Source organism: Embleya sp. NPDC050493 (assembly GCF_044458105.1).
Classification (GTDB): Bacteria; Actinomycetota; Actinomycetes; order Streptomycetales; family Streptomycetaceae; genus Embleya.
Genome location: NZ_JBITHP010000007.1, coordinates 287,692 through 314,174 on the forward strand (window position 1 = coordinate 287,692; position 26,483 = coordinate 314,174).

23 protein-coding genes and 2 pseudogenes are annotated in these 26,483 nt (G+C 69.3%); 14 read left to right on the forward strand and 11 right to left on the reverse strand.

What is annotated here, in order from left to right; genetic code table 11:
• Positions 1-188: 188 nt before the first annotated feature.
• From speB to ACIBM5_RS17170, 3 genes are all read right to left on the reverse strand, one after another.
• Positions 189-1,256 carry an agmatinase gene (speB, locus tag ACIBM5_RS17160; protein ID WP_396007601.1) on the reverse strand — a complete coding sequence of 356 codons (1,068 nt, stop codon included), beginning with the start codon at positions 1,254-1,256 and terminating at the stop codon, positions 189-191.
• Between the two features lie 179 nt (positions 1,257-1,435).
• Complete coding sequence (locus tag ACIBM5_RS17165; protein ID WP_396007602.1) at positions 1,436-2,365, reverse strand: LysR family transcriptional regulator; 930 nt, start codon at positions 2,363-2,365, stop codon at positions 1,436-1,438.
• 435 nt (positions 2,366-2,800) lie between these two features.
• Complete coding sequence (locus tag ACIBM5_RS17170; RefSeq protein WP_396007603.1) at positions 2,801-3,202, reverse strand: winged helix-turn-helix transcriptional regulator; 402 nt, start codon at positions 3,200-3,202, stop codon at positions 2,801-2,803.
• 143 nt (positions 3,203-3,345) lie between these two features.
• On the opposite strand from ACIBM5_RS17170, the gene ACIBM5_RS17175 reads away from it, so the two are divergent.
• Entirely contained in the window at positions 3,346-3,957 is a 612-nt protein-coding gene (locus ACIBM5_RS17175; RefSeq protein WP_396007604.1) for an FMN-dependent NADH-azoreductase, read from the forward strand.
• Between the two features lie 604 nt (positions 3,958-4,561).
• Here ACIBM5_RS17175 and ACIBM5_RS17180 read toward each other — a convergent pair.
• Positions 4,562-4,888: a hypothetical protein gene (locus tag ACIBM5_RS17180; protein ID WP_396007605.1), complete on the reverse strand. Its 327-nt coding sequence runs from the start codon at positions 4,886-4,888 to the stop codon at positions 4,562-4,564.
• A gap of 202 nt (positions 4,889-5,090) precedes the next feature.
• Between ACIBM5_RS17180 and ACIBM5_RS17185 the strand changes: the two genes are divergently transcribed.
• From ACIBM5_RS17185 to ACIBM5_RS17200, 4 genes are all read left to right on the forward strand, one after another.
• On the forward strand, positions 5,091-5,876 hold the full coding sequence (locus ACIBM5_RS17185; protein ID WP_396007606.1) for a helix-turn-helix domain-containing protein: 786 nt from the start codon (positions 5,091-5,093) through the stop codon (positions 5,874-5,876).
• Between the two features lie 189 nt (positions 5,877-6,065).
• Entirely contained in the window at positions 6,066-7,238 is a 1,173-nt protein-coding gene (locus ACIBM5_RS17190; RefSeq protein WP_396007607.1) for a 4-hydroxybenzoate 3-monooxygenase, read from the forward strand.
• Positions 7,239-8,590: 1,352 nt separating this feature from the next.
• Positions 8,591-8,782: a restriction endonuclease gene (locus ACIBM5_RS17195; protein ID WP_396007680.1), complete on the forward strand. Its 192-nt coding sequence runs from the start codon at positions 8,591-8,593 to the stop codon at positions 8,780-8,782.
• Positions 8,694-9,080 carry a restriction endonuclease gene (locus ACIBM5_RS17200; protein WP_396007608.1) on the forward strand — a complete coding sequence of 129 codons (387 nt, stop codon included), beginning with the start codon at positions 8,694-8,696 and terminating at the stop codon, positions 9,078-9,080. The genes ACIBM5_RS17195 and ACIBM5_RS17200 overlap by 89 nt, the downstream gene beginning before the upstream one ends.
• A gap of 152 nt (positions 9,081-9,232) precedes the next feature.
• On the opposite strand, the gene ACIBM5_RS17205 is transcribed toward ACIBM5_RS17200, so the two are convergent.
• Positions 9,233-11,074: a hypothetical protein gene (locus ACIBM5_RS17205; protein WP_396007609.1), complete on the reverse strand. Its 1,842-nt coding sequence runs from the start codon at positions 11,072-11,074 to the stop codon at positions 9,233-9,235.
• 316 nt (positions 11,075-11,390) lie between these two features.
• Here ACIBM5_RS17205 and ACIBM5_RS17210 point away from each other — a divergent pair, with 316 nt between their 5' ends.
• From ACIBM5_RS17210 to ACIBM5_RS17235, 6 genes are all read left to right on the forward strand, one after another.
• On the forward strand, positions 11,391-12,737 hold the full coding sequence (locus ACIBM5_RS17210) for an ABC transporter substrate-binding protein (RefSeq protein ID WP_396007610.1): 1,347 nt from the start codon (positions 11,391-11,393) through the stop codon (positions 12,735-12,737).
• Positions 12,738-12,865: 128 nt separating this feature from the next.
• The gene (locus ACIBM5_RS17215; protein ID WP_396007611.1) at positions 12,866-13,678 is read left to right on the forward strand and encodes a carbohydrate ABC transporter permease; all 813 of its coding nucleotides are present in this window, start codon (positions 12,866-12,868) and stop codon (positions 13,676-13,678) included.
• Positions 13,675-14,535: a carbohydrate ABC transporter permease gene (locus tag ACIBM5_RS17220; RefSeq protein WP_396007612.1), complete on the forward strand. Its 861-nt coding sequence runs from the start codon at positions 13,675-13,677 to the stop codon at positions 14,533-14,535. Before ACIBM5_RS17215 ends, ACIBM5_RS17220 begins: the two co-directional genes overlap by 4 nt.
• Positions 14,536-14,537: 2 nt before the next feature.
• Positions 14,538-16,292 (forward strand): glycoside hydrolase family 36 protein, encoded by a 1,755-nt coding sequence (locus tag ACIBM5_RS17225; protein WP_396007613.1) that lies wholly within the window; start codon positions 14,538-14,540, stop codon positions 16,290-16,292.
• 34 nt (positions 16,293-16,326) lie between these two features.
• Positions 16,327-17,370 carry a LacI family DNA-binding transcriptional regulator gene (locus ACIBM5_RS17230; protein ID WP_396007614.1) on the forward strand — a complete coding sequence of 348 codons (1,044 nt, stop codon included), beginning with the start codon at positions 16,327-16,329 and terminating at the stop codon, positions 17,368-17,370.
• 929 nt (positions 17,371-18,299) lie between these two features.
• Positions 18,300-18,875 carry a TetR/AcrR family transcriptional regulator gene (locus ACIBM5_RS17235; protein ID WP_396007681.1) on the forward strand — a complete coding sequence of 192 codons (576 nt, stop codon included), beginning with the start codon at positions 18,300-18,302 and terminating at the stop codon, positions 18,873-18,875.
• Positions 18,876-18,911: 36 nt separating this feature from the next.
• Here ACIBM5_RS17235 and merB read toward each other — a convergent pair whose 3' ends face one another.
• Together merB and ACIBM5_RS17245 are read right to left on the reverse strand one after the other, a co-directional pair.
• Positions 18,912-19,337, reverse strand: a complete 426-nt coding sequence (gene merB / locus ACIBM5_RS17240) for an organomercurial lyase (RefSeq protein ID WP_396007615.1) — start codon at positions 19,335-19,337, stop codon at positions 18,912-18,914.
• A gap of 19 nt (positions 19,338-19,356) precedes the next feature.
• Entirely contained in the window at positions 19,357-20,148 is a 792-nt protein-coding gene (locus ACIBM5_RS17245; RefSeq protein ID WP_396007616.1) for a class I SAM-dependent methyltransferase, read from the reverse strand.
• Positions 20,149-20,254: 106 nt separating this feature from the next.
• Between ACIBM5_RS17245 and ACIBM5_RS17250 the strand changes: the two genes are divergently transcribed.
• Entirely contained in the window at positions 20,255-20,986 is a 732-nt protein-coding gene (locus ACIBM5_RS17250; protein WP_396007617.1) for a winged helix-turn-helix transcriptional regulator, read from the forward strand.
• Between the two features lie 172 nt (positions 20,987-21,158).
• Here ACIBM5_RS17250 and ACIBM5_RS17255 read toward each other — a convergent pair whose 3' ends face one another.
• The gene (locus ACIBM5_RS17255; RefSeq protein WP_396007618.1) at positions 21,159-21,353 is read right to left on the reverse strand and encodes a hypothetical protein; all 195 of its coding nucleotides are present in this window, start codon (positions 21,351-21,353) and stop codon (positions 21,159-21,161) included.
• A 702-nt stretch (positions 21,354-22,055) separates the two neighbouring features.
• Positions 22,056-23,009 carry a leucine-rich repeat domain-containing protein gene (locus ACIBM5_RS17260; RefSeq protein ID WP_396007619.1) on the reverse strand — a complete coding sequence of 318 codons (954 nt, stop codon included), beginning with the start codon at positions 23,007-23,009 and terminating at the stop codon, positions 22,056-22,058.
• Positions 23,010-23,225: 216 nt separating this feature from the next.
• Here ACIBM5_RS17260 and ACIBM5_RS17265 point away from each other — a divergent pair, with 216 nt between their 5' ends.
• The gene (locus ACIBM5_RS17265; protein ID WP_396007620.1) at positions 23,226-23,714 is read left to right on the forward strand and encodes a hypothetical protein; all 489 of its coding nucleotides are present in this window, start codon (positions 23,226-23,228) and stop codon (positions 23,712-23,714) included.
• On the opposite strand, the pseudogene ACIBM5_RS17270 reads toward ACIBM5_RS17265, so the two are convergent.
• Positions 23,647-24,629 (reverse strand): annotated as a pseudogene (locus ACIBM5_RS17270) (SAM-dependent methyltransferase); the annotation flags it as partial. The gene ACIBM5_RS17265 and the pseudogene ACIBM5_RS17270 overlap by 68 nt on opposite strands.
• A gap of 88 nt (positions 24,630-24,717) precedes the next feature.
• On the opposite strand from ACIBM5_RS17270, the pseudogene ACIBM5_RS17275 reads away from it, so the two are divergent.
• Positions 24,718-25,610 (forward strand): annotated as a pseudogene (locus tag ACIBM5_RS17275) (IS630 family transposase); the annotation flags it as partial.
• A gap of 46 nt (positions 25,611-25,656) precedes the next feature.
• Here the strand turns inward: ACIBM5_RS17275 and ACIBM5_RS17280 are convergent.
• On the reverse strand, positions 25,657-26,445 hold the full coding sequence (locus ACIBM5_RS17280; protein ID WP_396007621.1) for a cyclase family protein: 789 nt from the start codon (positions 26,443-26,445) through the stop codon (positions 25,657-25,659).
• Positions 26,446-26,483 lie beyond the last annotated feature (38 nt).

The window sequence follows — 26,483 nt, forward strand, 5'->3', positions numbered from 1 at the left end:
ACGGCGACCGGCGCGCGCGACTGCCGGCCGCCGTGAGCGGGGCCGTCAGTGTGGCTGACACGGCGAGGGTGTTCTCCCCGGGACGTCGTCCCGAAGAGGACCGGCAGGAAGACCATGCCCGGCTATTCCTTCGGGTGCGCGGCGACGACCGAGGCAGGGCCGGTCGCGCGGGGGGCTCGCCCGCCGGTTCATCCCTGCGGTGCTTCGCGGTGCCGGCGGTTCGAGTCGCGGTGGACGGTGTCGTATTGCTCGAGGAGGGGTCGGCCACGGTCCCACGACGCCAAGTGGCCGTTCTTCTCGGCCTGTCGGCGGGCGATGCCGGACAGTGCTTCGAGGGCGATGCGGCTGCCGAGCATCGCGGTGATGTCGGCGTGGTCGTGGCCGGGGGCGACCTCGACGACCTCGACGCCGACGATGGGCAGTTCGTAGGCCAGGCGGCGCACCGCGTCCAGGAGTTGGCGGGACGTCAGGCCACCGGGCTCCGGGGTCCCGGTTCCGGGGGCCATACCGGGGTCGACGACATCGACGTCCACCGAGAGATGGACGCCGTCGCAGTCGTCCAGTGCCGTGCGTGACGCCTCGGCAAGGCAGGCCTCCAGGCCACGTTCCACGATCTCGGTCATCTCGTACGAGCGCATGCCCTGTCCGGCCATCCATTCCAGAGTCTCGGGGCCGGGCCAGTAGCCGCGCAGGCCCAGTTGCAGGAAACGGTCGCCGCGGGCCGCGCCCGATTCGAGGAGGCGGCGCATCGGCTGGCCGTGGGCGACGAGGGAACCGTGGCAGATGTCGCCGGTGTCGGCGTGGGCGTCGAAGTGGACGACCGAGACCCGGCCCCATCCGATCGCGCGGGCGATGCCGGTGACGTTGGGGAGGGCTATCGAGTGGTCGCCGCCGAGTACGAGGGGAATCCTGCCGGCGGCCGAGACGGTGTTCACCGCCTGTTCCAACGCGGCGTGCGCCTCTTGCGCGTTGCCGCTGAACATCATGACGTCGCCGGCGTCCTTGACGCGCAGGTCGAGAAGTCCGTCCACGCCCAGCGCGAGGGAGGGCCGGCTGCCCTCGTGTTCGAGGTAGCAGGCCTGCCGGATGGCCTTGGGCCCGAACCGGGCGCCCGAGCGGTACGAGGTTCCGCCGTCGTAGGGCGCGCCGAGGATGACCACCTGGGCGTCATCCCACGTCGAGTGTTCATCCAGATCGCACGGCGGGACGCCCAGGAACGTGACGTCGGGGCCGTACATTGCGCCGTAACGGGTCATGGGGGAAGTCCTTCGCATCGTGCGGAACGGGCCGCCGAGCCGACTTGTCGCGGTGCGGCGCCGTCTGAATGCTCGGCAAGCAGGTCCGTTGCTCGGCGAACGGGTCCACCAAAGCGGGACACCACGCTTTTCCGGACCCGCCTGCCCACCGCGCCTGCCCACCGCGCAGGCTCAAATCCTCACAGCCTTGCGCCATTACAGGTATGGAGGGGCGTTCGACAGGGCTCCATATGGTCTATGGAAGGCGGCGCGCCGCCCGTCCGGCTGTGCGCTTCGGTCAGGGCACCTTGCGGTTCGCTGCCGCGCGGTGCAGTTCCTCGCAGCCGCGTCACCAGGGCGGACTGTGGGCCATGGAGGGCGAGGAACCGGACGCTGCGGGAGCCGAGGTTCTGCACGGCAGGGCGGACGACGACGTCGTATCCCTCTTCCACAGCGAGTTCGGGTACGAGCGCGACGGCGGTGCCGGCCGCGACGAAGCCGTGGACCACACCGTAGTCGTCGGTCCTGAGCACGGTCCGGGGTCGGAAGCCAAGGGACTGGCAGGTCGCGAAAAGAGTCTGGTCGCTGGGGTCGTACGAGCCGCGAGAGACGATCCATCCGTCGTCGGCCGGCAGTTCGATGTCCACCGGGCCCGCCGCCCGGGCCTGGGGGTGCGATGCGGGGAGCAGCACTCGGTATGGATCGTCGAACAGGGTTTCAGACTGCACGCCGGCGCCGTACCGGGCCCTGGCTCCACCGACGTCGTAGATCACGGCGCAGTGCAGCGACCCGGCTCGTACACGTGCGACCAGATCGAGTGGCTCGGCCTCGATCAACTCGATCCGCACGTCCGAACCGATCGCGGCGTCCCGCACGGCCTGGGGGAGCAAGCGCGAGGCCGCGGAGTGGAAGGCACCGACGCGCAGCGTCGACACGCCGTGCTTCGCCCGGGCCTCGACATCCGCCTCGACCGCGTCGATCCGGTCGAGCACGGCGCCCGCATGCTCCAGAACCATCGTGCCGACATCGGTCAGGATCGCCCCGGTGGGGCTCCGTTCCACCAACTCGGCCCCCAAATGGGTTTCCAGCGCGCCGAGATGGTAGCTGATGGTCGGTTGTCCGGCGCCCACTGCGTGCTGCTCTCCTTCTACAGCGGCCCCCGCGGCCGGCTCACGAGGATCAGCGTTCTCGCCCCGGACGAAGAAACGCCCTCCGGCCGACAGCGGGCGAGTCGACCACCGGCCCCGTCTCGCTCGACCCGAACGAGGAGCGGCTGCTCGTTCTGCTCCGGCGCGACGGTCGAGCCACGCCCGCCGAACTCCCAGCCGCAACGGGCCTGCCGCAATATGTGGTCAGGCAGCCTCTGGAGACCCTGGGGGCAACCGGCGTGCTTTACTTCGACGTCCAGACGACTACCAACCCCTGGGCCAGGAAGCCAACACGACGCCCTGACTCACCGTGACCCGGCCGAACTCGCGGAGGCCGACCGCGCACTCGCGACACATCCGCAAGTCCGCTTCGCCGCCGCTGATGCGGCTTCGGCCGGTGGGCGCTGGTTCGGGACGTCATGCGTTTCGGGGATTCGCCACTTTCGGCTGCCGCACGGTGGGGCAAGCGCCCTGCCTGGCTGCCCCGAGGAACTGCTCGGCCCAGCTGCCCAGCTCCTCCAGAGCCGGCCTCAATGCCTCCCCCGCAGGAGTGAGGAGGTAGGTGACGCGCAGTGGCGGGCCGGTGTCCACCTCGCGGCTCACCAGGCCGGCCTCGCCGAGTTCGGCGAGGCGGTCGGCGAGCATGCGCTCGCTGATCCCGTTGACGGCGCGGCCCAGTTCGGCGAAGCGGCCTGGGCCGTTCATCAGGCTGGCGAGGATGACGCCGTTCCAGCGCTTGCCCAGAAGGGCGAAGACGTCTTCCACGGCGCCGCCCGCTCCTGCGCACTGCCCCGCGTCCCCCTGCTGCCCCTTTGTCATGCGCCCATGTTAGCGCCCACCGGCCTAGCAGCTGCGGAAAAGTAAGTTACTATCGTGAGATAAGCAGCTTACGAAGCTGACGCCCGGTGCCTTGATGTGCCGGCCCCACCGCATCCGCGCGCCCACCCCGAGGAGTGCCTTCCATGGCCGTTCTCCTGCACATCGACTCGTCCCTGTTCCCGCTGGAGGCCTCCGGCTCCCGCCAACTCACCAGCGCATTCCGCAAGGTCTGGGAGGAGGCGCACCCGCAAGGCAGCGTCATATACCGCGACCTGGCCGCCGCCCCCGTGCCGCACCTGGACGCCGCCACCGTCACCGCCGAGTCCGTCCCCGCACTGCGCGAGGAACTCATCACCGAATTCGAGAAGGCCGACGTCATCCTCATCGGCGCTCCCATGTACAACTTCACGATCCCCTCGACCCTGAAGGCCTGGCTGGACCAGATCATCCTGGCGGGGCGGACCTTCGGCGAGGGCGTCGCCCCGTCGGGCAAGCACGTTGTGGTCGCGGCCTCGCGCGGCGGCTCCTACCGCCCCGGCACGCCGCGCGCCGGCTTCGAGTTCGACACCAACTACCTGGAGAAGGTGCTGGACGGCGGACTCGGCCTGCAGGTCGAAACCATCACGCGCGAACTCACGATGGCGGCCGTCAAACCCGCCATGGCCGACCTGGTGCCGCTGGCCGAGGAATCGGCGCGGCAGTCGCTGGCGCGAGCCGCCGAGTCCGCGCGGCGGCACGCCGCGCTCCTGGCCTGACAGCAGGGCCGGTCGACCAGGCCTGACACCGCGGCGTCGGCCACAATTTTTCATGGGCCCCGGACCCATGGCAAGGTCGAGTGCCTTACCGCAACTCCTCCACGAATGTCGGCCCGGAAACCGCCGGCCGGCTGTTGACGAGCGGCCGGACGGCGGCGGCTCGACGCTCGCGCGCTTCTTGCGCTGGGCGCGGGTTGCGGACTCGCACCCGGCGAGATCGCCTCCGCACGCGGAACGGACTTTCGCACGACGAGCGCGGGCGCCGTCGTGTTCGACCCGCCGGATCAGGGCCGGTTGCTCGTCTGCCGGGCTTCGTGGGAGGGGCAGTTGGCGGAACTCGTCGACCGGGCGGGTCACTTGCCGCTCTTCAGGCCCGGACGCAAGGTCGCGGCCTCGCGGAACCTGATCAGCAACTGGTGCGCGCGATCCCGCCCCGAGGCACAGCTGCCCCGGTTGTCGGCGCTTCGGCACGCTCCGAGACCACACGACGACGCGATCGGCCCCGACAACGCACGCCCCCAGCCCGCACACCAGCGCGAATAACCCCTGAAACGCCGAAATCCCACACGAACCAAAGGCTCGTGCGGGATCTCGTCAATTCAATTCAGGCCATCTCAAGAACGGCCCCCAGGCCGTCGAAGGGGGAATCGAGACAGAACCGCACCCGGTCCCACAAGGGGTAGGACAGGCAGAGGAGTTCGTTGATCACGGAACCCTGTACGCCGCCGGGCAGGCTCGCCCGCAGGGCGGCGGGCTCGGGCAACGCCGCGGCGGCCCGCGCCGCCAGGGCGGCGGCGTGCGCGCGTTGCTCGGCCGTGAAACCCGGCTCGTCCCGAATCCGACAACAGAACTCGTGCCGCACCGACGCGCCGAACACCGTGCACGCCCAGGGCAACGGCGGCCTCGCGTCGCCGTCCGCGCCCTTGTGCACGTGGGCGTCCTACCACTGGGCGAACCGCTTTTGTCCCGCCCGATGGTGCCAACGTCGACATCCGCCGGTTACGGAGGCGCCGGCTGCTTGTGCCTTGCGCGATTACGCGCGGTCTACTCGCGGAGCGCGGGTACGTACTCGGTGCGCAGGGAGTAATCTCCGGCCCGCTGCAGGACATGTGCCACTGGTAAATTGGGGCTGCATGAGGGGACCCCGCCCAACTTCGCCGCCGTCCTCGACGCCGCGGATAGCGTCGGTTCGTGGTAGGGGGTGGCTCCCGCACGGGTACCGCGTCGGCGCTCACTCCCACGTCCACGGCCAACTGGTGTACGCGGCGGCAGGTGCTCTGGCCACCACGACCGAGCACGGGACCTGGGTGGCCCCCGCCCACAGGGTGACGTGGACGCCGCCCGGATTCGAGCATTCCCATCGCTTCTACGGCAGGACCGACGTCCGCCTGGTCACCATCCCGGCAGGCCTGTGCGGTGCGCTCGTGGCGTACCCCTGCGTGTCGGCGGTAAGTCCCCTGCTGCGGGAGGCCCTTCTGGTACTGACCGATCGGCGGGAGATGCCTCCCGACGCCTACGATCGGCTGCGTGCGGTGGCAATCGACGAGCTTGCCGAGGCTCCGGAGCAGTCCCTGCACCTGCCGGAACCGCGCGACGACCGTCTGCGCGCCGTCACCGATCTCCTGCACGCCGATCCCGGCCGGACCGCGACCCTGGTCGAGTTGGGGCGCACCGCAGGAGCGGGGACACGCACCCTGAGCCGCCTGTTCCACACCGAACTGGGCATGAGCTTCCACCGCTGGCGCACGATTCTGCGCATTCATCACGCTTTGATTCATCTCGCCGACGGCCGCTCCGTCACCGAGACCGCGATGGAGTGCGGGTGGTCCAATCCCTCCAGCCTCATCGAGGCGTTCACGGAGATCGTGGGCCAGACCCCGGGCAGCTTCCAGGCAGATCTGCGCGACGACGCCAAGTAGCAGCGCCTCGTCCGCCGGCCAGGGGTCGGGTCGCACAGGGTCCACCGACCCCAGGTTGGCGACTTTTCGGCATCCGGCGCACATTCGCCGGTTGGTGTGCTCCCCCGTCGGGTCCAGTGTGGTGGTCGGCGCGCCGCACCACCCGGCCGGCGCAATTGTTCACGCCTTTTGCAGGGAGCTCGCAAACACATGGTTGAAAGCGGCAAGGACACATCCGTCGTCATCGTCGGGGGCGGGGTCGCCGGACTGGCTCTCGGCAATTTCCTGTTGCGCAAGGGCATCGGTTGCATCGTCCTGGAAAAGCACAGTCGCGAATACGTCGAACAGCGGCAAAGGGCCGGCGCTCTCGACGCCGACGGGGTGCGACTGTTGCACGAGTGGGGGCTGGGAGAGGTTGTCGAACACCACAGCCACGGTTCCTCGGATTCGGGCATGCCGCTGCTGATCGACGGAGAGATGCGGCAGTGGAACATCGGCGGGGACGACGAGGACGACGTCGACGGTGCGTTCTGCCCCCAGCAGGTAATCGTCCGAAACCTCATCAGCGTCTTCCTCCGAGACGGCGGCGATCTTCGCTTCGAGGCCGGAGACGTTTCGCTGCACGACATCGACACCGCGCGTCCCCGGGTCCGCTACCGCGACGCCGCCGGCTCGACGAAGGTCCTCGGCTGTGACTTCGTCGCCGGCAGCGACGGCTACCGCGGCGTCAGCAGGACGGCCGTCCCCGCCGACGTCCTCACCTGCTCCACCCATGAGTTCGGTTACGCCTGGCTGAGCGTCATGACGGAAGCACCGGCGGATCCGCCGGCCGTGCTGGCGGTGCACTCGCGCGGCTTCGCCGCACAAATCACTCGCGGCCCGGCTGCGAGTCGCCTCTACCTGCAGTGCCCGCTCACCGACACCGTCGAACAATGGCCGGACGAGCGCATCTGGAGCGAATTGGAAACCCGCTTCGGTGGGCCTGTGGCGTCCAGGGGCCCGGTGACGAGCAAGCAGGTCGTGCCTCTTCGCGGTGTGGTGTTCAGCCCCATGAGTCATGGCAGGCTCTACCTTCTCGGGGACGCGGCCCACCTCATCTCCCCGATGAGCGCGCAAGGGATGAGTCTGGCCCTCCACGACGCCGAGGTGTTCACCCGCGCGGTCGTCCACCGGGTCGAGAAGCACGATTCCAGCCTGCTCGACAGCTACTCCGAAACCTGCCTGGATCACACTTGGGAGCGGCAGGCATCCGCCGTCTGGATGACCGAGGTAATGCACAACGCCGGTGACACCTCTTATGAAGGGGAGTTCCGCAAGCAGATCGCCCGAAAGAACCTGGAAACCATTCTGGAGCCGCTCGCACCGGATCGCCCTGCCGTGTAACTCCGAGAAGGCCGGCCCCAGCCGCCAGGGGAAATCCGGGCGAATGTCGACGACCGGGGTGTGGGGAATTTCGGTGTGGGCGGGTGCCGGGCCGATGTTGTGGGTGTGGCGAGACGGGTTTGCCCGGGGGCGGTGATTCGGCATACAGCGCGGTGCCGGTGTTGCCACCGGTCCGCTTTTCCGTGCCGCTCGCCGCGGTGCGCGGTGAGGCAGGCCGCCGACGCGGCGCCCCGGTTCGGATCCTTCCGACTGCAGGCTCGTCGATTACGACGAGGGCCGCCCAGCAGCCGTCACCGCCGACGCCGGCCACACGATCGAGGGGCGGCCCGTGCCGCCCCTCACGGGACGTAACGGCGGACGTGCGATGGCCGGGTGAACCCGCCGACGGCAGGCCGGTGATGCCGTACCGTGACGACGCGGGCCGGGGGCCGGGCCGTCGCATTTCCCGCACCACGGTGGGATCTCGACCGGGGGCGGTTCGGGCTTGTCGAAGTGCAGGACGTGGCCGTAGTAGAGGCTCGGGCCGGGGATCACTCCCATGGTGCACCGTACCTGCCGTCCGCTGCCGATCGCTCGGTCGACCCATGATCGAGGGCCGGTTCCCCGAACGGCAGGGCGCAGAAGAGCACAGTCGGGCGCACGGAAGCGCACAGAGGGAAACGAGTCCGCCCAGCGGGGGTGCCACACCGCGGTGACCTCTCGCGCCTGCCCCAGCTTCTCGGGGCCCGCGCCCGGGCGGTCGGTCGACCTGGCGTGTGCCCACCGGCTTCCCGAGGACCAACGCAGACGCTACGGCTGCTACGCCGGCATCCCGGGCGAGGGCCAGCTCGCCGTCTCCTTCCAGCTCGACCAGACCGCCCGCTGCCGACAGCTTCTCGTCCAAACGGTAGCGGTGCCACATCTTGCGGACGAAGGGGAAGTCCTTGTGCAGGCCGTCGAACCACTCCCACTCGCCGTTCGTGGGCAGAACGACGTGATCGTTTCCCGGAACGGTTCGCCCCACGGGACCGACCGGTCGGGAACTCACGTGACACACCGGCGACTCCAACCCCGAGAGCGCGCCCGCCCGCTCCGGCGGTCGCCGGGCCGCGGTGGAGTCGACCGGTGTCGGATTGGGCGAAACGCTGCCGACGGCCCGGTCGGGTGAGCACACTGGTTCGCAGCGGCTCGACGGTTGGGGGAACCGACATGGCCGGTGTGCTGTACGGGTTGGTGGTCTGGTGTTCGGTGGCGCGGCTTTCGGCGCTTGGGTGCTGAGCCGCACGCATCGGCGGGTCCGGGCGGAGGACCGGCGCCGGCGACAGATGGACGCGGTCGCCGTCGGTCTGCGGACGCTCGACGAGGTCGATGCGATGACCGGCGCGCAGTTCGAGGAACCGGTCGCCGGGCTGTGCCGCCGGGACGGGTTCACCGAGGTACGCCGGGTCGGCGGCGCCGGCGACAACGGAGCGGACGTTGTGCCGCTTCCCCGACTGCCGCACAGCGGTGATCCAGTGCAAGCGCTACACCACCAAGAGCCGGATCCCGCCGCGAGAGATGCGTGATCTGTTGGGCGCGAAGGCGCACTTCGGGGCCGACGTCGCGGTCTTCGTGACGACCACCGGGTTCACCAAGCAGTCGACCGAGTTCGCTGTCGCCAACGGCATCCTGGCCATCCACCGCGACTTCTTCGGCCTGGGGAACAAGGGCACCCCGCACGAATCGATCGCCGGCCTCAACGGCTTCGGCCAGGGCCCCACCCGTCTCCCGGGCGCGCTTGGGCTCAGGACGCGCTCGGGCTCGGCGACCGCCGCGGTGACGGCATCGCCCGCCCGCCGCGACCGGCGGGCCTCCCCCGGGTAGCCGCCATCGGCGATCACCCGGGGGCGCCGGCGGCGGCCATGGTGCCGGCCGGCTCCCATGCCTTCCACCCGAAGCCGTACTTCCGTGCGGACAACGCCCTTCGGCCGGCTGTTCACCGGGCGAGGCCGGTCGTCACCGTGATCGGCAGGGCATCAGCGGACCTTGGCGGTCGCAGTCGCTCCGGGAGCGATGGTCACGGTGACGTAGGCATAGGTCACACCGTTCACCACTTTCGTGTCGGCCTTGTGCGACTTGCCGTTCACCTCGATGGTGTCGTGGTCACCAGGGAACCGCGCTTCCCAGGTGTACTTGTCGGGACCTGTGCTGTTTGTGAGCGTCGACTTCGTGGCGCCGTCATGGCGTAGGGCGAAGGTGTTCCGGCCGACGTGCATGTCCTTGATCTGAAGCCAGTCGGTGCCGGTCGGCAGGCGGGACTGCGTGGTCAGAGCACGGCCGGGAGCATTGGGGGCGACGCCCATGAGGCCCTCCACCGTCTGGCTCACCAAGGTGTACGACACCTCGGGGTAGTCGCCGTTGGTGCCCTGCTTGCCGACAGGGTGCTGTTCGTTCCGCCGGTCGTAGACGTGCTGCATCCACTTCCAGGCGGTGTCGTTCCGCTCATGGGCGAAGAATGTGTCGGGCAGATAGGTGATGGCCTCGATGTTGTTCGGGGCGCCGCTGCCGCCGGCCTGCTGGTCGATGAAGTCGAGATAGGCGCTGTTGCGTGCGCCCGGAGCGATGATCTGCTTCATGGGCATGAACCAGCTGTTCTCCTTGCCCCAGCCGGTGAGCGCCTGGCCGTCGACGGTGTACCCCCGAACCATCTGGCTGCCCGAACCGTCGCCGCTCCAGGTCGAGTTGAAGTACGACTTCAGATCGGCGGCCTTCCGGCTGTACCGGGTGGCGAGTTCCTTGTCTCCCTTGTCGGTGGCGAGTGCCGACATGGCGAGGTAGGCCTGGTATTGGGAGCTGATCGCGTCGCCCGCCTCCGCGAGGTGCTCGTCGTCGGCTTCGTTGTAGCTGGCCGAGCCGGCGAAGATGCCGTGCCCGGTGCCCTCGGCGACGTTGTTCGGCTTCGCGCCGTCGTGCAGGTTGATGAATTCATCGGTGGCGTGCCGGTAGAAGTTCCAGAACGCCGCGTCGTCGATGTACGCGCAGTCACCGCTCCAGCGGTATGCCTTGTCGGCCTTCTCCACCAGTTCGAACGCCGCGGGGACCTCCCGGACGTAGTTGGTCGGGCTCTTGTAGTCGATCGACAGGTAGGTCTTGGCGTCGAAGTTGAACGCCCATATGGGGAAGTACTTGTGCTCGGCCGTCGCGGAGGCGGCGAAGGAACGCAGCATCGTCTTGTTCTCGCGGTTCAGTCCGAGGACGGCGGCGCCGGCCACCTGGTGGACCATGTCGCGTGAGTAGTAGCCGCTGCGGTGCGAGTATCCGGCCCAGTACGAGGGGCCATAGACACCCGACCCGGTGCCGGAGGGGTTGCCCTCGTCGACGTTGAGCCTGCCCTCGGTGCCGTTCAGCTGGACCCAGCTGTTCGCCTTGTGCTTCGACCAGTCGAAGATCTCGACGATCTTCGGGTTGGACGAGGTGACGACCGGGTCGGCGGGGGCTGCCGGCGAGACCATGACGTCGTCGGCGTTGATCCACCCGTCGCCGGACTCGAAGGCGATCTCCAGTGTGTCACCGGATCTGAGTGCCACCCGGCTTACCGTGTACCGCGCGTAGCCGGAGCGGCTGGGCAGGGCCACCGCCCCGGCCGGGCTTCCGTTGACGCGTACGACGAACGTCCCGCCCGTTCCGCCCGCGGCGATCCAGGCCGAGAAGTCATAGGAACCCGTGGCGGACACCGTCTTCGTCTGGGAGACCTTCCTGCCCGCCCCCGCGTCGAGGTAGATCAGCTTTGCGCCGCCGTGCGGGCGGTTGGTGGCGACACCAGTGCCGGAGGTGAAGTTCCAGCCGGTGGCGTCCTGTTCGAAGCCGGGATTCGTCACGGTGAGGAGTCGCGGTGCCGCAGTGGCAGCCGAGTCGCCGAGGGGCAGGGGAGCGAGGGGCGCGAGCGTCGCGAGTGCGGCAGTCAATGCGAGGCGCGCAGGTCGGGAGGGTCTCATGGCGGCTCCAGGCTGGATTGATGGGTGGGGGCAGCTCGACGCTAGCCACGATCTCCGGCCGCTCGCAAGACTCTTGCACACCTCAGTTGACGGATAAGACAGAAATTTTTCAATGGAATCTTGCAAGCAGGATGGCTGGTTGCTAGCTTCCCGGTCTGTCAGACACGGGCGGGATTTCGCGAACAAAGGTGGTCCGGTCATGAACGTCAGTCGTCGCAAGGTCCTCGGAATCGGTGGGGCTCTGGCCGCAGGTGTCGGCCTGACCGGCCTCACCGCGTGCTCCGGCACAGGCACCGCCGGGGCCGGTTCCGGGTCCGCCGGGGACGGTGAGAAGGGTGGCATAACGGTCTGGAGTTGGCAGGGCCCGGCCGCAGAACTCAAAGCCCTCGTCCCCGACTTCAACAAGCGGTACCCGGACATCAAGGTCAACGTCCAGGACATCGGCAACCCGGCCATCTGGAACAAGATCACCACGGCCATGGCGGCCGGCGGCGCGGGTCTCGCCGATGTGCTCCACATCGGCGTCGACTACCTTCCCGGGTACGTCGAGAAGTTCCCGGACGGTCTCGCGGACCTCGGCAAGCTCGGCGCCGCCAACTACAAGGACTCCTTCGCGCAGGGCATGTGGCAGACGGTGGCCCCCAAGGGCGACCGGGTCAGCGCCCTGCCGTGGGAGGCCAACTCGGCCGGGTTCTATTACCGTGCCGACGTCTTCGAGGAGTCGGGGGTGGACGCCGCCGCCCTGGAAACCTGGGACGACGCGCTCGAAGCGGGAAAGAAGATCAAGCAGAAGACCGGCAAGTACCTGCTCGGCATCGACAAGCCCGCCTCTCAGCCGGACGCCGCGAACTTCTTCCAGATGCTGCTCCAGCTGCAGGGGGCCTTCTACTTCAACCTCGGCGGCGACATCACTCTCACCTCGCCCGCGGCCGTGAAGGCCATGACGATCATCAAGGAACTCAATGACGCGGGACTGGTGAGCGACCTCTCCGGCGGGTGGAACGCCCTGATCAGCTCGATCAAGAAGGGCACGGCGGCGGTCCTGCCGTGGCCGACCTGGTTCGGCGGCATCATCGAGGAGACGGTTCCCGCGGAGGCCGGAAAATGGGGCGTACGTCTACCGCCTGCCGTCACCCGCGGAGGCACGAACGCCACGACGGTGAACTCCACACACCTCGCCATCGCAGGAAGCAGCAAGCATCAGGCCGCGGCCTGGAAGTTCGTCGAGTTCGTTCTCACCCGGCCGGAGTCGCAGGTCCAGATCTACAAGGGGAAGGGCATCGCCCCCGCCCTGATGAGGGCCTATGACGACGTCGTCTTCCATACACCGTCGCAGTTCTTCAGCGGCCAGAAGAAGGGAGAGATCTTCCTGGAGGCTCTCAAGACTCCCGCGCCCGCTTTCAACTACAGCGCCGACTACGCCCGTGCGCTCAAGGTCGTCGCCGACGCCCAGACGAAGGTCCTCCTCAAGGGAGCCGATCCTGCCTCGGCACTGCAGAAGGCCGCCGAGCAGCTGGCGGAGCAGACGGGACGCAAGGTCCTGTGACGACCACCGTCGGCGCACAGCCGCGCCCCCCGCAGGAACCGGCTCAGACCCGGCGGAGTACGCAGAGCCCGCGGTCACCGCGGCTGACCGCGCGTCGCGTCGCACCGTACGGGTTCGTCCTGCCTGCAGTGCTCCTCTTCGCGGCCTTCAAGCTCTATCCCATCGGCTGGTCCTTCGTCCTCAGCCTGCACAAGAGCGTCGGGGGCGTCGACACCTTCGTCGGAGCCGACAACTACCGACGGCTCCTGCGTGATTCGCTCTTTTGGACCGCGCTGGAGAACACCTGCGTCATCCTGGTGATCCAGGTTCCCCTCATGCTGGCCTTGGCCACGGGACTCGCCCTCGCCTTCAACTCTGCGACTCTGCGGGCACGTTCGGTCTTCCGCCTCGGCTTCTTCCTCCCGATGGTCACCGGCCTGGTGGCCTACGGAGTCATCTTCTCCGTGCTCCTCAATGAGAAGTACGGTCTGATCAACTGGCTTCTCGGGCTCGTCGGGATCGGCGAGGTGCCCTGGCTGACCGACCCGCTCTGGGCGAAGATCTCGCTCGGTCTGGTGCTCACCTGGCACTACACCGGATACAACGCCGTCATTCTGCTGGCGAGACTTCAGACGATTCCCTCGGAGCTCTACGACGCCGCCGCAGTCGACGGTGCGGGAGCCTGGGGGACGTTTCGTCACGTGACACTGCCCGGCCTGCGGCCGGCGATCCTGCTGTCCACGGTGCTTTCCACCATCGGCACCCTGCAGATCTTCGACGAGCCCTACATCCTGACACAGGGCGGTCCGGACAACGCGACGCTCACCATCGGTGTGTACCTGTACCAAAACGCCTTCATGTACTTCGACTTCGGCTATGCCTCGGCCATCGCCTACGCCTTGGCGGTTCTGATCGGAGTCCTCGGGCTGATCCAATTCCGTGTCCTGGGAGACAGAGCATGAAGAGCCGTTCGACAGGGTTCAGCCGCCTCGCTCCTGCACGCCGGCGCCGCAACAGCATCCTGCTGACGTCCGGCCTCGCCATCGCTCTCGCGGCCGTCGCCATCCCGTTCTACTGGCTCGCCATCGCCGCCACGCACAGCTCCGACGACATCTTCGGCTCGCCGCCGCCGCTGCTGCCCGGCGGGTACCTGGGAGACAACCTCGCGAGCCTCCAGGAGACGGCATCCTTCGGCAGGGTCGTGTTCAACTCGGCTCTGATCGCCGCCATTTACACTGTCTGCGCCGGAGCGGTCTGCACGCTGGCCGGCTACGCATTCGCCAAGTACCGCTTCAAGGGACGTGATGCGCTGTTCGGTGTGCTCATGCTGGGACTCGTCATCCCCACTCAGGTCACACTGGTGCCGTTGTTCAAGATGATGGCCGAGCTGCAGTGGCTCGACACCTACCAGGCCGTCATCATGCCCAACCTCGCACTGCCCTTCGGGATCTTCCTCATGCGCCAGTCGATGGCGGCCCTCCCCGACGAGTTGCTGGATGCGGGCCGGATGGACGGCTGCGGAGAGTTCCGGCTCTTCTGCAAGGTGGTCCTGCCTCCCATGAAACCGGCGCTCGCGGCACTGGGGATCTTCCTGTTCCTGTACCAGTGGAACGACTTCGTATGGCCGCTGATCGTGCTGCGAGACAACACCTCCTTCACCATCCCCGTGGCGCTCGCCTCGCTGCAGGGCGTGGATGACACCGACTACGGAGCACTTTTCACCGGGACAGCCGTCGCCTCCATCCCCATGGTCATCGTCTTCCTGGCCCTCCAGCGCCACTTTGTCTCCGGCCTGCTCGCCGGGGCCGTCAAGGAGTGAACGTGAGCATCCTGTCCCACGAAGCCGTCACCACCGCCGAGCTGGTCCAGACGTCATATCACCCACTTCTCGACACCGTGCACGTCGCCGTCCTGGCCTCCGGCACCGAGATGGCATGGACCCTGTCCGAACTTCCCGGCGGGCTGAAGATGTTGAGCGTCGACGCGCCGGGGAGGCCGGTCACGATCCGGCTGTCCGTCCCGCTGGGTGACGCGGCCGGCTACTGGCACCCCCAGGCCGACTGGAACAGGACGCTGGTGGCGGACTGGGAAGGCCGGGCCAGTGTCAGCCTCGTCGACGGGCTCGCCGCCGGGTGCCTCTACGACTACGCCGGCGCGACCATGCTCACATTCGCCGCGGCCGACCCGGTGCCGGAAGTGACCCTGCGCTTCGGGGTGTCCGAGGAGCAGGACACCTACGTCGTGCATCTGAACCTGCCGGCGGCACCCGCTGCCCGTCAACTGCTCTTCGTACCGCGTGCCGAGTCGGTCGCCGCCGCAATGCGGCTGCTGCGTAACTGGTTTGCGGCCGAAGTGCCGGCCATGCCCGTCCCGGAGTCCGCGCGCGTCCCCGTCTACTCCACCTGGTACGCCTTCAACCAGCAGGTGAACGCGGTCGCGGTAGAAAGACAGGCGGATCTGGCTGCGGGCCTGGGCTGCGGCGTCCTCATCCTCGACGACGGCTGGCAGAGCTTGGGAAGCGGCCGAGGGTATGCGGGGTGCGGCGACTGGGTTCCCGACCCCGAAAAGTTTCCCGACTTCGCCGGGCACGTGAAGCGCGTCCGCGAGGGGGGAATGCGATACATGGCATGGATTGCCCCGTTTCTCCTCGGTCCCCTCGCGACGTGCTACAAGGAGTGGGCGGCTTTCGCGCCGGCCGCTGCCGGGGTGCCCGGAGCTCAGGTGCTCGACCCGCGCCGACCGGAAGTACGCGCCCACGTCGTCCGGATGTGCGTGTCCCTGGTGAACGACTACGGCCTGGACGGCCTCAAGGTCGACTTCCTGGACGAAGCCATGGTCTATGCCGGTGACGGCCGCGGTGACATCGGGCACGCGCTCACCGAACTGCTCACCGAGCTGCGATCCGCGCTGGAAGCCGTACGCCCCGACGTGCTGCTCGAACTCCGTCAGCCGTATGTCGGCCCCGGCATGGCGGCCTTCGGGAACATGCTGAGATCCATCGACTGCCCCGCCGACGCGACAGCCAACCGGGTGCGCACCATCGACACCTCGCTGCTGGCCGTGGGAGGAGCGGTCCACTCCGACATGCTGCTGTGGGACACCTCGGCGTCGGCCGAGGCGGCGGCGCGGCAGCTCATCGGTACGCTGCACTCAGTCCCCCAGATCTCCGTCAGACTCGACACGCTGACGCAGGAGCAGCTCGAGACCACGCGCTTCTGGCTGGCCGAGTGGCAGCGTCTGCGGCCGCAGCTGCTCGACGGGATCGTCGAACCCGGCCGTCCCGACGACCTGTACTCGCTGGTCGAAGCCGTGGCAGACGGCCGGTGCGTGCTCAGCGTGTACAGCGAGCGGACCGTCCCCCTTCGGCCCACCGTCTTCCCGGAGACCGTACTGGTCAATGCGACATCCACAGACAATGTAGTTCTGGACGTGCGGGACGGCGGAGCGACAGTGGACATCGAGGTGCACGCTCCCACCGGTCGCATGACCAGACAGTCCAGGATCTCTCTCCTGCCCGGTCTGCACAGGCTGCCGGTTCCGAGCATGGGACTGGTCCGATTTCGGAGCAGCACCTGAACGGCACGATCAACCACCTGGAAAAAGGAAGTACATGAAAGTCGGCATCGTCGAGATCGCAGCGCGCGCGGGCGTAAGCGAGGCAACCGTCAGCCGGGTCATCAACCGTCGGCAGGGGGTCGCGCGAAAGACGAGGGAAGCGGTCGAGCGCGCAATGGCCGAGCTGGGCTACGAGCGCCCGGTGCAGGGCCAACTGGTGGCCGTGGTCACCGAGCACGTGTCCAACCCCTTCTTCGCCGACGTCGCCGAACGCATCGAGTCCGCGCTCGCCCCGCATGGCCTCAAGACCGTGATCTGCCCGTCCTTCCCCGGTGGTGTCCAGGAGCGCGAGTTCATCACCTCGATCGTCGACAAGGGCATCGCGGCCGTCGTCTTCCTCTCCGCATCGAACACCGTGGAGGGAGCGGACCCGGAAACCTACGAAATCCTCAGGGCCCGGCATATCCCTTATGTCGGGATCAATGGAGAGTTCGCCGACGGCGTGCCCGTACCCGTCTTCTCCACCGACGACGCGCTGGCCGCGGAGCTGGCCGTCGACCATCTGTACCAGCTGGGTCATCGGACCATCGGCATGGCTTCAGGGCCGAAGGGAAACCGTCCGGCGGACCGGCGCGTGCGTGGCTTCATCGAAGCCATGGCCAAACGCGGAGTCGAGGAGCCGGAGCGTTGGGTCAGCCGCCAGTCCTACACCCTGGAGGGCGGTCAGGCGGCTGCGAATGTCTTGCTCCAACAGGGGGTTACAGCCATTGTCGCCGCCAGCGACTACATGGCGCTCGGCGCGATCCGCGGGATCCGCCGGCAGGGCGGCTCGGTGCCCGACGACATCTCGGTCGTCGGCTACGACGGATCGATGATCACGGAATTCGTGGATCCGCCGCTGACCACGGTGCGCCAGCCGGGAGACCGACTGGCACTCGAGGTGGGCCGCAGTGTTCTGGCTCTGGTCAGCAACCGGGACGTCCCGACGGGGGAGCTTCTCTTCGACCCCGAGCTGGTGATCCGCGCGACGACGGGGCCCGCGCCGGGGGCCGGGCCCCGTGGATACCGGCAGCGGCCCCCCGACCGTGCCCAGACGTGAACCGCAGGGTTGCGGCAAGTGGGCGAGTACGCCCGGACGTCTGCCCGTGTGTGGCTGTACCACCGCTTCCCGCTGTCGTTCCGCAGACGGTCCGCATCCACTGTGCCTCGTCGCAGACCAGGACCCGGAACTCCTCGGCGAGGGCGTCCTTCGGGAGGGTGTCGAACTCGATGGGGCGCGCGGGCGGCTCACCCGGCAGCCCCAACGCCTGGAAGAGGCCGTGACGGCCCAGGTATCGGGCGCCGGGCCGTGCGGAACGAAATCGGGACGAGCCGGCGCACGGCGGTCCGCCTGAGCCGCAGCTCCCAGTTCCTCTTCGGCCTGTGCGGAGGTCGGGGAGACGAGAGGGCGGGGTGGGGCTGCGGGGGTCGAGGCCTCGAAGCGTCGTCGGCGCAGTTTCTCCGCGGCCTTGAGATCGGCCTCGAGCCGGCGGGCGGCCGCGGTGCAATGCGGCCCGGACCGAGCGGATCTGCTCACGGCTGGCCGCAGCGGCCAGGAACGCGGAGATGGCGGCCGGTGGCGACGTCGAGGGCGGCACCGGCCTGCTGGAGATCAGCGCACCCGGAGCGAACAAGGCGGCCGCCCTGGCGGCTGTCCGGCCGCGGGACGATGCGGGATCAGGGTGCCGGTACCCCGGTACCCACCGAACGCCAAGGCTCGGTCCGCCCCACACTCCGATCGGGGCGCCGCAGCAACGTGATTCGGGCCCTGCCCGTTGTCGACGTGACCCTCGGTGGTGTCGGTTCTCCGTTCCTTCCGTAGTGCCTGGAACCGGTTGTTCCCCTCCGGGGTTCCGTCCCCCGGCCGGAGCGCGCTCACGCCCGAATAGCATCTGTCAATCGCCAACCGCTCAGGCTAAGTTGCCGCCGTCAACGGGATCCCGGGCGGGTGGGGAGGACGTCACCGCCCGTCCCGGGCACCGCGCGTCGATTCGCAACGCGCGCGAGCAACTGTTCGGCCCTGCCGAAAGCATCCTGCTCCGCGACGGGCCGAATGCGCTGACCAGCCGGGCGGTCACCACGGAGGCGGGCTGCGCCAAAGGCGTCCTGCACCGGCATTTCGCGGACTTCGACGCGTTCCTCGCCGAACTCGTACTCGCCCGCGTCGCCCGCGTCGAGGAGCAGGCCGCCGCGCAGCGCGACCGAGTCGGGACGGGCGACGTCGCCGACCTCACCGACGCGCCGACGGAACTCCTCGGGTCGGTGGCCGTCGCGATCGTCGCGCTCACCTCGCGGGACGGTCTGCGCGCTCGACTGCGCCAGGCCCAGCCGACCGGCGTACCGGTCCTGAAGGAGGCGACGGTCATGATCGCCTGCTACCTCGCCGCCGAGCGCGAACGGGGCCGCATCGCCTCCGACGCCGACATCGACACTCTCGCTCCCACGCTGATCGGAGCCGGGCACCTGCTGTTCGCCGACCGAACGGGCACTGCGCCGCAGGCCGATGCCGTCCGCGGCATGGTGACCGCCGTGATCGCCGACGCCGCGTGCGAACCGCGCGGGTGAGGACACCGGCGGCCTGACGCCCGTTGAGGCCGGTGTTCATTCGCGGAGGCCCCAGAAGCGCCCGCGGAGTCCGACCTGCGCGAAGTAGGCCGCCGCCGAAGCCGGTTCGCGCCGGGTGTATCCGGGACTCATGCGGTCGGCGTACCAGCCGCGGGCGAGTTCCCACAGTGTCGCCAACTCCATGACGTACCCGGGCGGCCGACCGGTGTCCTTGAGCCACGTGTCGATGCAGTCGGTCGAGCAGAACAGACGCTGGTTGGCGCACGTATGCACGACGTCGTCCCATATCGGCTCGACAGGGGTGAGGAAATGGGCCCGTTGGTCGCCGGCGGGAGGAGCCTCCCTGCCGACGCCCCATGCGTGTGGTGTGCCGCATGCCGGGCAGCGCGTGGCAACCAGGACATCGGGCTCGTGTCGAGCAGGTGCGGGATCGCGAACGAGTCCCACGCACAGCCGCCCCACCAGAGCGTCTCGGCATCGGTCACGCGGGGACGGGGCGGATCACCGCGAGGAGATAGGCCGATTCGACGTGCACCGCGCCGCCGGACCCCTCGGCGCGGTTCCACTCGGTGAACACGGCCGCGAGGTCGTGGTGCAAGGCGAGCCACGCCCCGTCGGCCTCGAGGCGGTCGCGTTCGGCCTGCACGTGCCCGGCGGTGCGTACCCAGAAATCGGCCGCGTCCAACGGTGATTCGAACGCGAAGCCGACGTGCTCCACGGTCGCCTCCACATCGTGGCCCGCGAACAACCCGCGCACGTAAGCCTCGTCGCCCCAGCGCACCGGCGGCTGTGCGGTGACGGGCGGAGGCGGCAGGTAGGCGCCGATCGCCCGATTCGCGGCGGCCATGAGGCCGTCCGGTGTCCACGCCGCGGACACGATCCGCCCGCCCGGCGCGCAGTGGCGGACAAGGGCCGCGGCGGCCGCGGCGTGGTCCGGCGCGTACATGGCTCCGAAGACCGTCAGCACGCGGTCGTACGTGCCGGTGACGCGGTCGGTGTCGGCGTGCTGGAAGGCCATGGGAAGGCCTTCGTCGCGTGCCCGCCGTTCGGCTGTCGCCAGGAGTCGGGGCGTCGGATCGGCGGCGGTGACTTCCGCGCCGGTGCGGGCGGCGGCGAGTGCCGCGTTTCCGGTTCCGCAGCCGACGTCCAGGACGGTGGTGCCGGGTCCGGGCACGGCTGCGGCGACGGCCCGTTCGGCGGCCGGGACGAGTCGGCGGGCCATCGCGGGGTAGTCGCCCGCCGCCCAGGTCGAGGTGGTTGACGAAATGCTCACAGATCAAGCGTCGTATGCTCGGCCCGTGCGGGGCGGTACAAAAAATGGACCGGCGCGCAAACGGGCCGGCCCCCGACCGAGCCGGCGGAGGAGGTGACCGCGGACGATGCGGCGCGGAATCGAATACTGCCCGGTGACGGCCGGAGTCGAGGCGGTCGGCGACCGCTGGACCCTCCTCGTGCTGCGCGAACTGCTGCTCGGGTCGGAGCGGTTCAACGACATCCACCGGGGGCTGCCCGGCATCAGCCGGAGTCTGCTGTCCGCGCGCATGCGGCGCATGCGGGCCCACGGCCTGATCACGCGGACCCTCGACCCTGACGGACGTCCCACATATCGGCTGACCCCTGCCGGCACGGCACTCGAACCACTCGTCTGGCAACTCGGCGACTGGGCGCGGCGCTGGGCCTTCGGCGACCCCGAGCGCGAACAACTCGACAGCGGTTGGCTGGTGTGGCGCTTGCGGCAGTACGTGCGCACCGAGGCGCTCCCCGGGCGGCGCGTCGTCGTGGAGTTCGCGCTGCGACTTGCGGGTGAACCGGATGAGCGTGCGTGGCTCGTCCTGTCACCCGGGGAGGATGTCAGTGCGTGCCGCGTGCACCCCGGGTACGAGGTGGACGTGTGGGTGAGCGCCGACTGGGCGGAGATGCACCGGGTCGTGGCGGGAACCACCACATTGCAGGCCGCCCGCGAAGCCGGGCGCGTCCGGATCGACGGTGAACCCGAGCTCGCCGCCGCGTTCCCGCACTGGTTCGCCTGGCGCACACCCGCGCAGACCCCCGGGCCCGCGCCGGCTCCCGCGTCCCGGACGCCTGCCTGCGGCGCGTGTCAAGCGCAGTGACACCGAACCGCTGCCCGACCACCTGGGCAGTCAGCCCGTCGGCGACCTGCGCCGCTTCCGGTAGGCAACGCTTCTCGCCGACCTGCTCGTACACGCGGGGCGCCCCGTGGCAACCGACCGCCTGCTCGGCGACGTCCGGGGCGAAAACCTCCCGAACCGACCCACCGCCGCGTTATGTTGACAGTGCCCAGCCGGTGCCCGTCGTGCGTGATGATCGGGCCGCGGCGTAGAAGCGGACCGCCATCGGGCCGGTGACCAGGCCGTTGGAGCGGGCGACCGGGTCGGTGAGGGTGTCGGGGATCACCAGGCTCCCATCGGCGAGGATCGCCGAACCGCACAGGCCCGGCTCCCGGCCGATCTCGCTCACGCCGGGACGCCGGACGTCCTGCGGATCACCGGCGGCACACCCCTCACCGGCACCGCCACCATCCAGGGGAGCAAGAACATCGCCCTCCACCTGTACGCCGCCGCCCTCGCCTGCGACGGACCCACCATCCTGCGCAACGCCCCCGCCATCATCCACACCCACGTGTGCGCCGCGATCCCGCGCCACACCGGCGCCGAAACCCACCACACCAACGGCGAGTTCCACGTCACCCCCACCGACCGCCCGATCCCCGAGATCCACCCGTCACTGGGCGCGCGGGTCCGCGTCACCACCATCCTGGGCGCCGCCGTCCTGGCCCGCTCCGGCCACGCGAGTATGCCCCGCGGGTGGGACGCGTTCTGCCCTCTTGTCGAGCAGTGCCCTCGCCCACGTGTCGCCATCCGTGGCTGGGGCGGGCGGGCCTTTGGTGCCGGCTTCCCCCGTGGTCGACGCTGCGCGGTCCGACGCCCGCTCACCTGCGTCCGGCCGTCGGGTCACGCCCTTTGCCGGAGGGGATTCGGTTGGTGGCACGGCGCGTGGTCGACGAGCGGGGCGCCCGTCCTTGGTGCGATTCGTTCGGAATAGGTCGAAGACCGCGCAGCCCAGGCAGTGCTCGCCTGGTCCGGTGGTTGGTGCGGACGGCCGTCCGTGGCGTGCCCGGCTGTGGAGCGCGCGCCGGCCCCGGGCGCTGCGCTGCCGGGCTCATCGCGCCTGCGGTGGAGGGTCTTTCGGTGCTGTTGTCGCGGGCGGGGGCGGGGTGGGATCGTCCCTGTCGCGCCGGCTCAAGCGGAGTTCCCGTAGGCGTGGGAGGGCGCGTACGGTCGGGTCCACGGTGCGCACCAGGGTCCAGCTGAGGTCGAGGTGCTCCAGGTTGGCGAGGTGGGCGGTCTCCGGCGGCAGGTCGCGTACGTCGCATGCGCCGAGGTCCAGGTGACGGAGGCGGGTCATGCGCCCGATGGAGGGCGGGATGTCGGTGAGGCCGTTCATCGGGAGGATCAGTGTTTCCAGGGCGGTCAGGTCCCACAGGTCGGCGGGTGGTGCGGTCCGGAGTCCGTCGTCGTCGCTGAGGATGCCGTTGCCGAGGTCGAGACGGCGCAACGCGCGGAGATTCCCGATGCCTTCCGGGAGTTCGCCGACGTCACAGTGCTGCATGTCGAGTTCGCGCAGCTCGCGAAGCTCCCACAGCGCTGCCGGGATTCCGCCGGTTTCCACCGCATTGCCGTTCAGCACCAGGCTGCGGAGGGACACCAGTCGGCCGAGCTCCGCCGGGATGGCCTTGAGCGGCGCGGACCAGGAGTACAGGGCTTCCAGGCGACGGAGTTCGCCGATCGCGGCGGGCAGTTCCGCGAGTTCGTCGCTGGTGATGTTCAGCTCGCGCAGCTGCGCGAGGAGCCCGATCTCCGGCGGCAGGGCGGTGATCGGTGCGGAGATCACCAAACTCTCCAGCCGTGTCAGGCGCGCGATCTCGGCGGGAATCTCGTGGAGGTGGTCGGCATGGACGGCGAGGCGGCGCAACCGCCGCAAGCGCCACAGCTCGTCCGGTAGTGCGGGCAGATCGCATTCGCTGATGCGTACGTCCTCGATATCCGGTTCGGCCCGGGACAGTTCGGTCGCTGCCCTGTCGTATGCCCGCTGCTGCCAAGCTCCCCATCCCATGAGGCCCACGCTTGGGCATGCGAGGTTGGACGTCAAGCCGAACAACACCCGGGCGGGCCACCATCGCTTTGATCCCCAAGGTGCTTGCTGCGCGACGAACGTTCGATCGGTTCGGTCGTCGCGTGCGGGCCCGGGCCCGCCGAACGGCGGCCTGCGCCCGGATATCCGGCTGCCGCGAGCGGCGAGGGCCGAGGGCACGGTTCGCCGGCGGAGCGGATGATCGACCGCATCGTCGCGACCGCCCCGGGGACCCCGGTGCCGTCGTGGGCGCGCAGCGAACACGAGCAGGCCGCCCACGAGTTGGGGGTGACCGCCGTCCTGGTCCTGAACCGGCGCGGTGCCGCCGCGAGCCTGTCCCGGCTGGTGGACACCCGCCGCATCGACCCCGAGGGCGCGCTCGTCTACGGCTGCCTCCTGCACATCGCCGGCCGGGTGGACGCCGCGCAGTTCCGGTGGCAGTTCGCCGCCGCCGGCGGCGGCAGTTACACCGCGGCGACATGCCTGTGCCTGCTCCACCGCGGCCTGGACGAGTGGCGCGACGCCCAGTACTGGCGCGAGCAGGTCCGGACACCAGTTTCGCCCAGCCCACCGGATCGAAATCATGGGTCACGTGCGACAACGCCAGGAAACTCCCCGCGGGCAACGGCCCGGTCAACCGCGCCACGACACCGTGAGGATCCTGCTCGTCGGGCACGAAATGCATGATCGCTATCAACAACACCGCGATCGGCCGCGTGAAGTCCAACGTCGACAGCAACGCCGGATGCGCCGGAATACTCTCCGGCTCACGCACATCCGCCTGTATATAGGCGGTCGCACCCCGCGGATCCCCCTCAACAACGCCCGGGCATGCGCCAACACGATCGGATCGTTGTCCACGTACACCACCCGCGACTCCGGCGCCGCCGCCTGCGCCGCGTCGTGCGTGTTGCGGCCCTCGATGGGGATGCCCGTGCCGATGTCGAGGAACTGCCGCACCCCGCGCCGCGCCAACTCGCCCACCACCCGCAGGAGAAACCCGCGATTCTCCCGGGCGGTGGTGAACAACGAGGGGAACGCCCGCAGCGCGTTCGCCGCCGCCGCCCGATCCGCGTCGAAGTTCGTCTTCCCGCCCAGGTAGTAGTCGTACATCCGCGCCGAATGCGCCACGTGCACGTTGATCTCGGGCGTGTCCCCCCGCCCCGTCGCCCCACGATCGATCCCGCGCGTCCATACCGGCCCCCTGATCTCGATCACGCCCCACCCGCACGGGAACGAGAATGTGCTCCACCACACCATGCCTTGCCGCGCCCGACCGCGATCGAAACAGATCCACTCGATCCGATCCGATCCCGGGCGGGACGCCGGCAACCATTCCCTTCGCGGCCCCGGACCGGCGGATCGACGCGGTCGGCTCCTCGGGCGGCCGGCGGGCTCGGCGCCGGAGCCGAAGAGGACGACCTCGCGATCGAGTCCCCTCCGACGCCGATGGCACCCACGGCATCCGGCGCCTCGCCGCCCCCGGCGAACCGCCCGGACCGTTGCTCGTTGTCGACGGCTGCGAGGGCCTTCACCGGGGGAATGGGTCACGGACCGGCAGGGAGCATTCGGCGCCGACCCCGGACCGACACAAATAGGCATGCAGGGCCGCGCCGGCTCGCCGCGGGTCGACGTCTACCGCACCACGGCGGTGTCCTTGCACATTCCGCCCCGGCCGTCTTGCCGGTGGGTCAGGCGGTGGATGCGAGGAATTCCCGGACGAGGGGTACTGCGGGAGCCCCGCCCGGGCCGTCCCCGCACGGTCCGCGACGAGCAGGTCGCCGACCTGATCGCGCGGACCCTGGAGACGAAGCCGGCGAACGCCCCCCTCTGGTCGACGCGATCGATGGCCGCCCGCACGGGCTGTCCCAGTCGACGGTCTCGCGTGTCTGGCGGGCGTTCGGGCTGCAGCCGCACCGCTCCGAGGCGTTCAAGCTCTCGACCGACCCGTTCTTCGTCGACAAGGTCCACGACGTGGTCGGGCTGTATCTCGACCCGCCCGAACGGGCGTTGGTGCTCTGCGTCGACGAGAAGTCGCAGATCCAGGCCCTGGACCGATCCCAGCCGGTCCTGCCGATGATGCCCGGGGTGCCCGAGCGCCGCAGCCACGACTACGTGCGCTCGGGCACCACCACCCTGTTCGCCGCGCTCGACACGACCACGGGCAAGGTCATCGGCTCCCTCCACCGACGCCATCGCGCCGTGGAGTTCCGCCGATTCCTGAACAGGCTCGACAAGGAGATCTCCGCAGACCTCGACGTCCACCTCGTCTGCGACAACCACGCCACCCACAAGACACCGGCGGTGAGGAACTGGCTCCTCGCCCACCCGCGATTCCACCTGCACGTCACACCGACCGGATCGTCCTGGCTGAACCTCGTCGAGCGTTGGTTCGCCGAACTCACGACCAAGCGCATACGCCGCGGAGTCCATCGATCCGTCCAGGCCCTGGAGAAGGACATCCGAACCTGGATCGCCGGTTGGAACGACGACCCGAAACCCTTCGTCTGGACCAAGACCGCCGACCAGATCCTCGAATCCCTCGCCACCTACTGCCGGCGAATTACTGACTCAGGACACTAGCCTAGCCGCCACGGCGACCCACTGAGCGCGACACGACAGCCGACACTTACCGCCGCCCCGACCCGCTGTGGGCGACCAGCGCCAGCACGCGGCATGGGCTGCCCGACCCGTCGACGATCGGCAGGGGCGCGGCGATGAGGACCGCGCCGGTGACCGGCAGTCGGTCCACGTTGCGCAACTGGGTGAGGCCGTACTTGTCGGCGCCCAGGAAGAAGTCGTGGCACGGGAAGGGCGGGTCGAAGGCGAACGCGCGGCCGGCGTCGGTGCCCACGGTCTCCACGCCCATGCCCAGGATGGCGCTGTCGGCGAGGTAGCGGGCGGCGTCCGGGGTCAGTCCGGGCGTGTGCGGGCCGTTGTCGTCGGCGTTGGCGAAGTCCGTCGGGTCGTCGCCGCGTGCGGCCCAGCCGGTGCGGTAGATCAGCCACCCACGGTCGGGCAGCGTGCCGTGCTCCGATTCCCAGGTGCGGATGTCCGCGACGTCGAGCAGGTAGTCGGTGTCGGCGGCGACCTCGACGGTCTTGTCGATGACGACGGCGGGGCCGACGAGCCGCTGCGCCGGCACCTGCGACACGTCGTCGAGGTGTCGTCCGCTGACCCAGTGGATCGGCGCGTCGAAGTGGGTTCCGGTGTGCTCGCCGGTGCGGAAGTTGTTCCAGTACCAGGCCGGGCCGCGGCTGTCGTACCGGCTGATCTCCTCCAGTTCGAAATGGGCTGTCTGGCCGAATTCGGGCGGCAGGGCGAGGATCGGGGTGCCCTGGTGCAGCGGCGAGGTCAGGTCGATCACCTGGATCGATCCGTCGACCAGGCGGGTCGCGAGGGTGGTCAGGTCGTCCATGCGGGTCTCCGTGCGGTGTCGGGAGGGCCAAGGGTGGT

Coding starts and splice junctions, on each gene's coding strand:
- speB (WP_396007601.1), bottom strand. CDS start 1,256: ATGACCCGTTACGGCGCAATGTACGGCCCCGACGTCACGTTCCTGGGC.
- ACIBM5_RS17170 (WP_396007603.1), bottom strand. CDS start 3,202: ATGACAAAGGGGCAGCAGGGGGACGCGGGGCAGTGCGCAGGAGCGGGC.
- ACIBM5_RS17175 (WP_396007604.1), top strand. CDS start 3,346: ATGGCCGTTCTCCTGCACATCGACTCGTCCCTGTTCCCGCTGGAGGCC.
- ACIBM5_RS17185 (WP_396007606.1), top strand. CDS start 5,091: ATGAGGGGACCCCGCCCAACTTCGCCGCCGTCCTCGACGCCGCGGATA.
- ACIBM5_RS17190 (WP_396007607.1), top strand. CDS start 6,066: ATGGTTGAAAGCGGCAAGGACACATCCGTCGTCATCGTCGGGGGCGGG.
- ACIBM5_RS17195 (WP_396007680.1), top strand. CDS start 8,591: ATGACCGGCGCGCAGTTCGAGGAACCGGTCGCCGGGCTGTGCCGCCGG.
- ACIBM5_RS17210 (WP_396007610.1), top strand. CDS start 11,391: ATGAACGTCAGTCGTCGCAAGGTCCTCGGAATCGGTGGGGCTCTGGCC.
- ACIBM5_RS17220 (WP_396007612.1), top strand. CDS start 13,675: ATGAAGAGCCGTTCGACAGGGTTCAGCCGCCTCGCTCCTGCACGCCGG.
- ACIBM5_RS17230 (WP_396007614.1), top strand. CDS start 16,327: ATGAAAGTCGGCATCGTCGAGATCGCAGCGCGCGCGGGCGTAAGCGAG.
- ACIBM5_RS17250 (WP_396007617.1), top strand. CDS start 20,255: ATGCGGCGCGGAATCGAATACTGCCCGGTGACGGCCGGAGTCGAGGCG.
- ACIBM5_RS17260 (WP_396007619.1), bottom strand. CDS start 23,009: ATGGGATGGGGAGCTTGGCAGCAGCGGGCATACGACAGGGCAGCGACC.
- ACIBM5_RS17265 (WP_396007620.1), top strand. CDS start 23,226: ATGATCGACCGCATCGTCGCGACCGCCCCGGGGACCCCGGTGCCGTCG.
- ACIBM5_RS17280 (WP_396007621.1), bottom strand. CDS start 26,445: ATGGACGACCTGACCACCCTCGCGACCCGCCTGGTCGACGGATCGATC.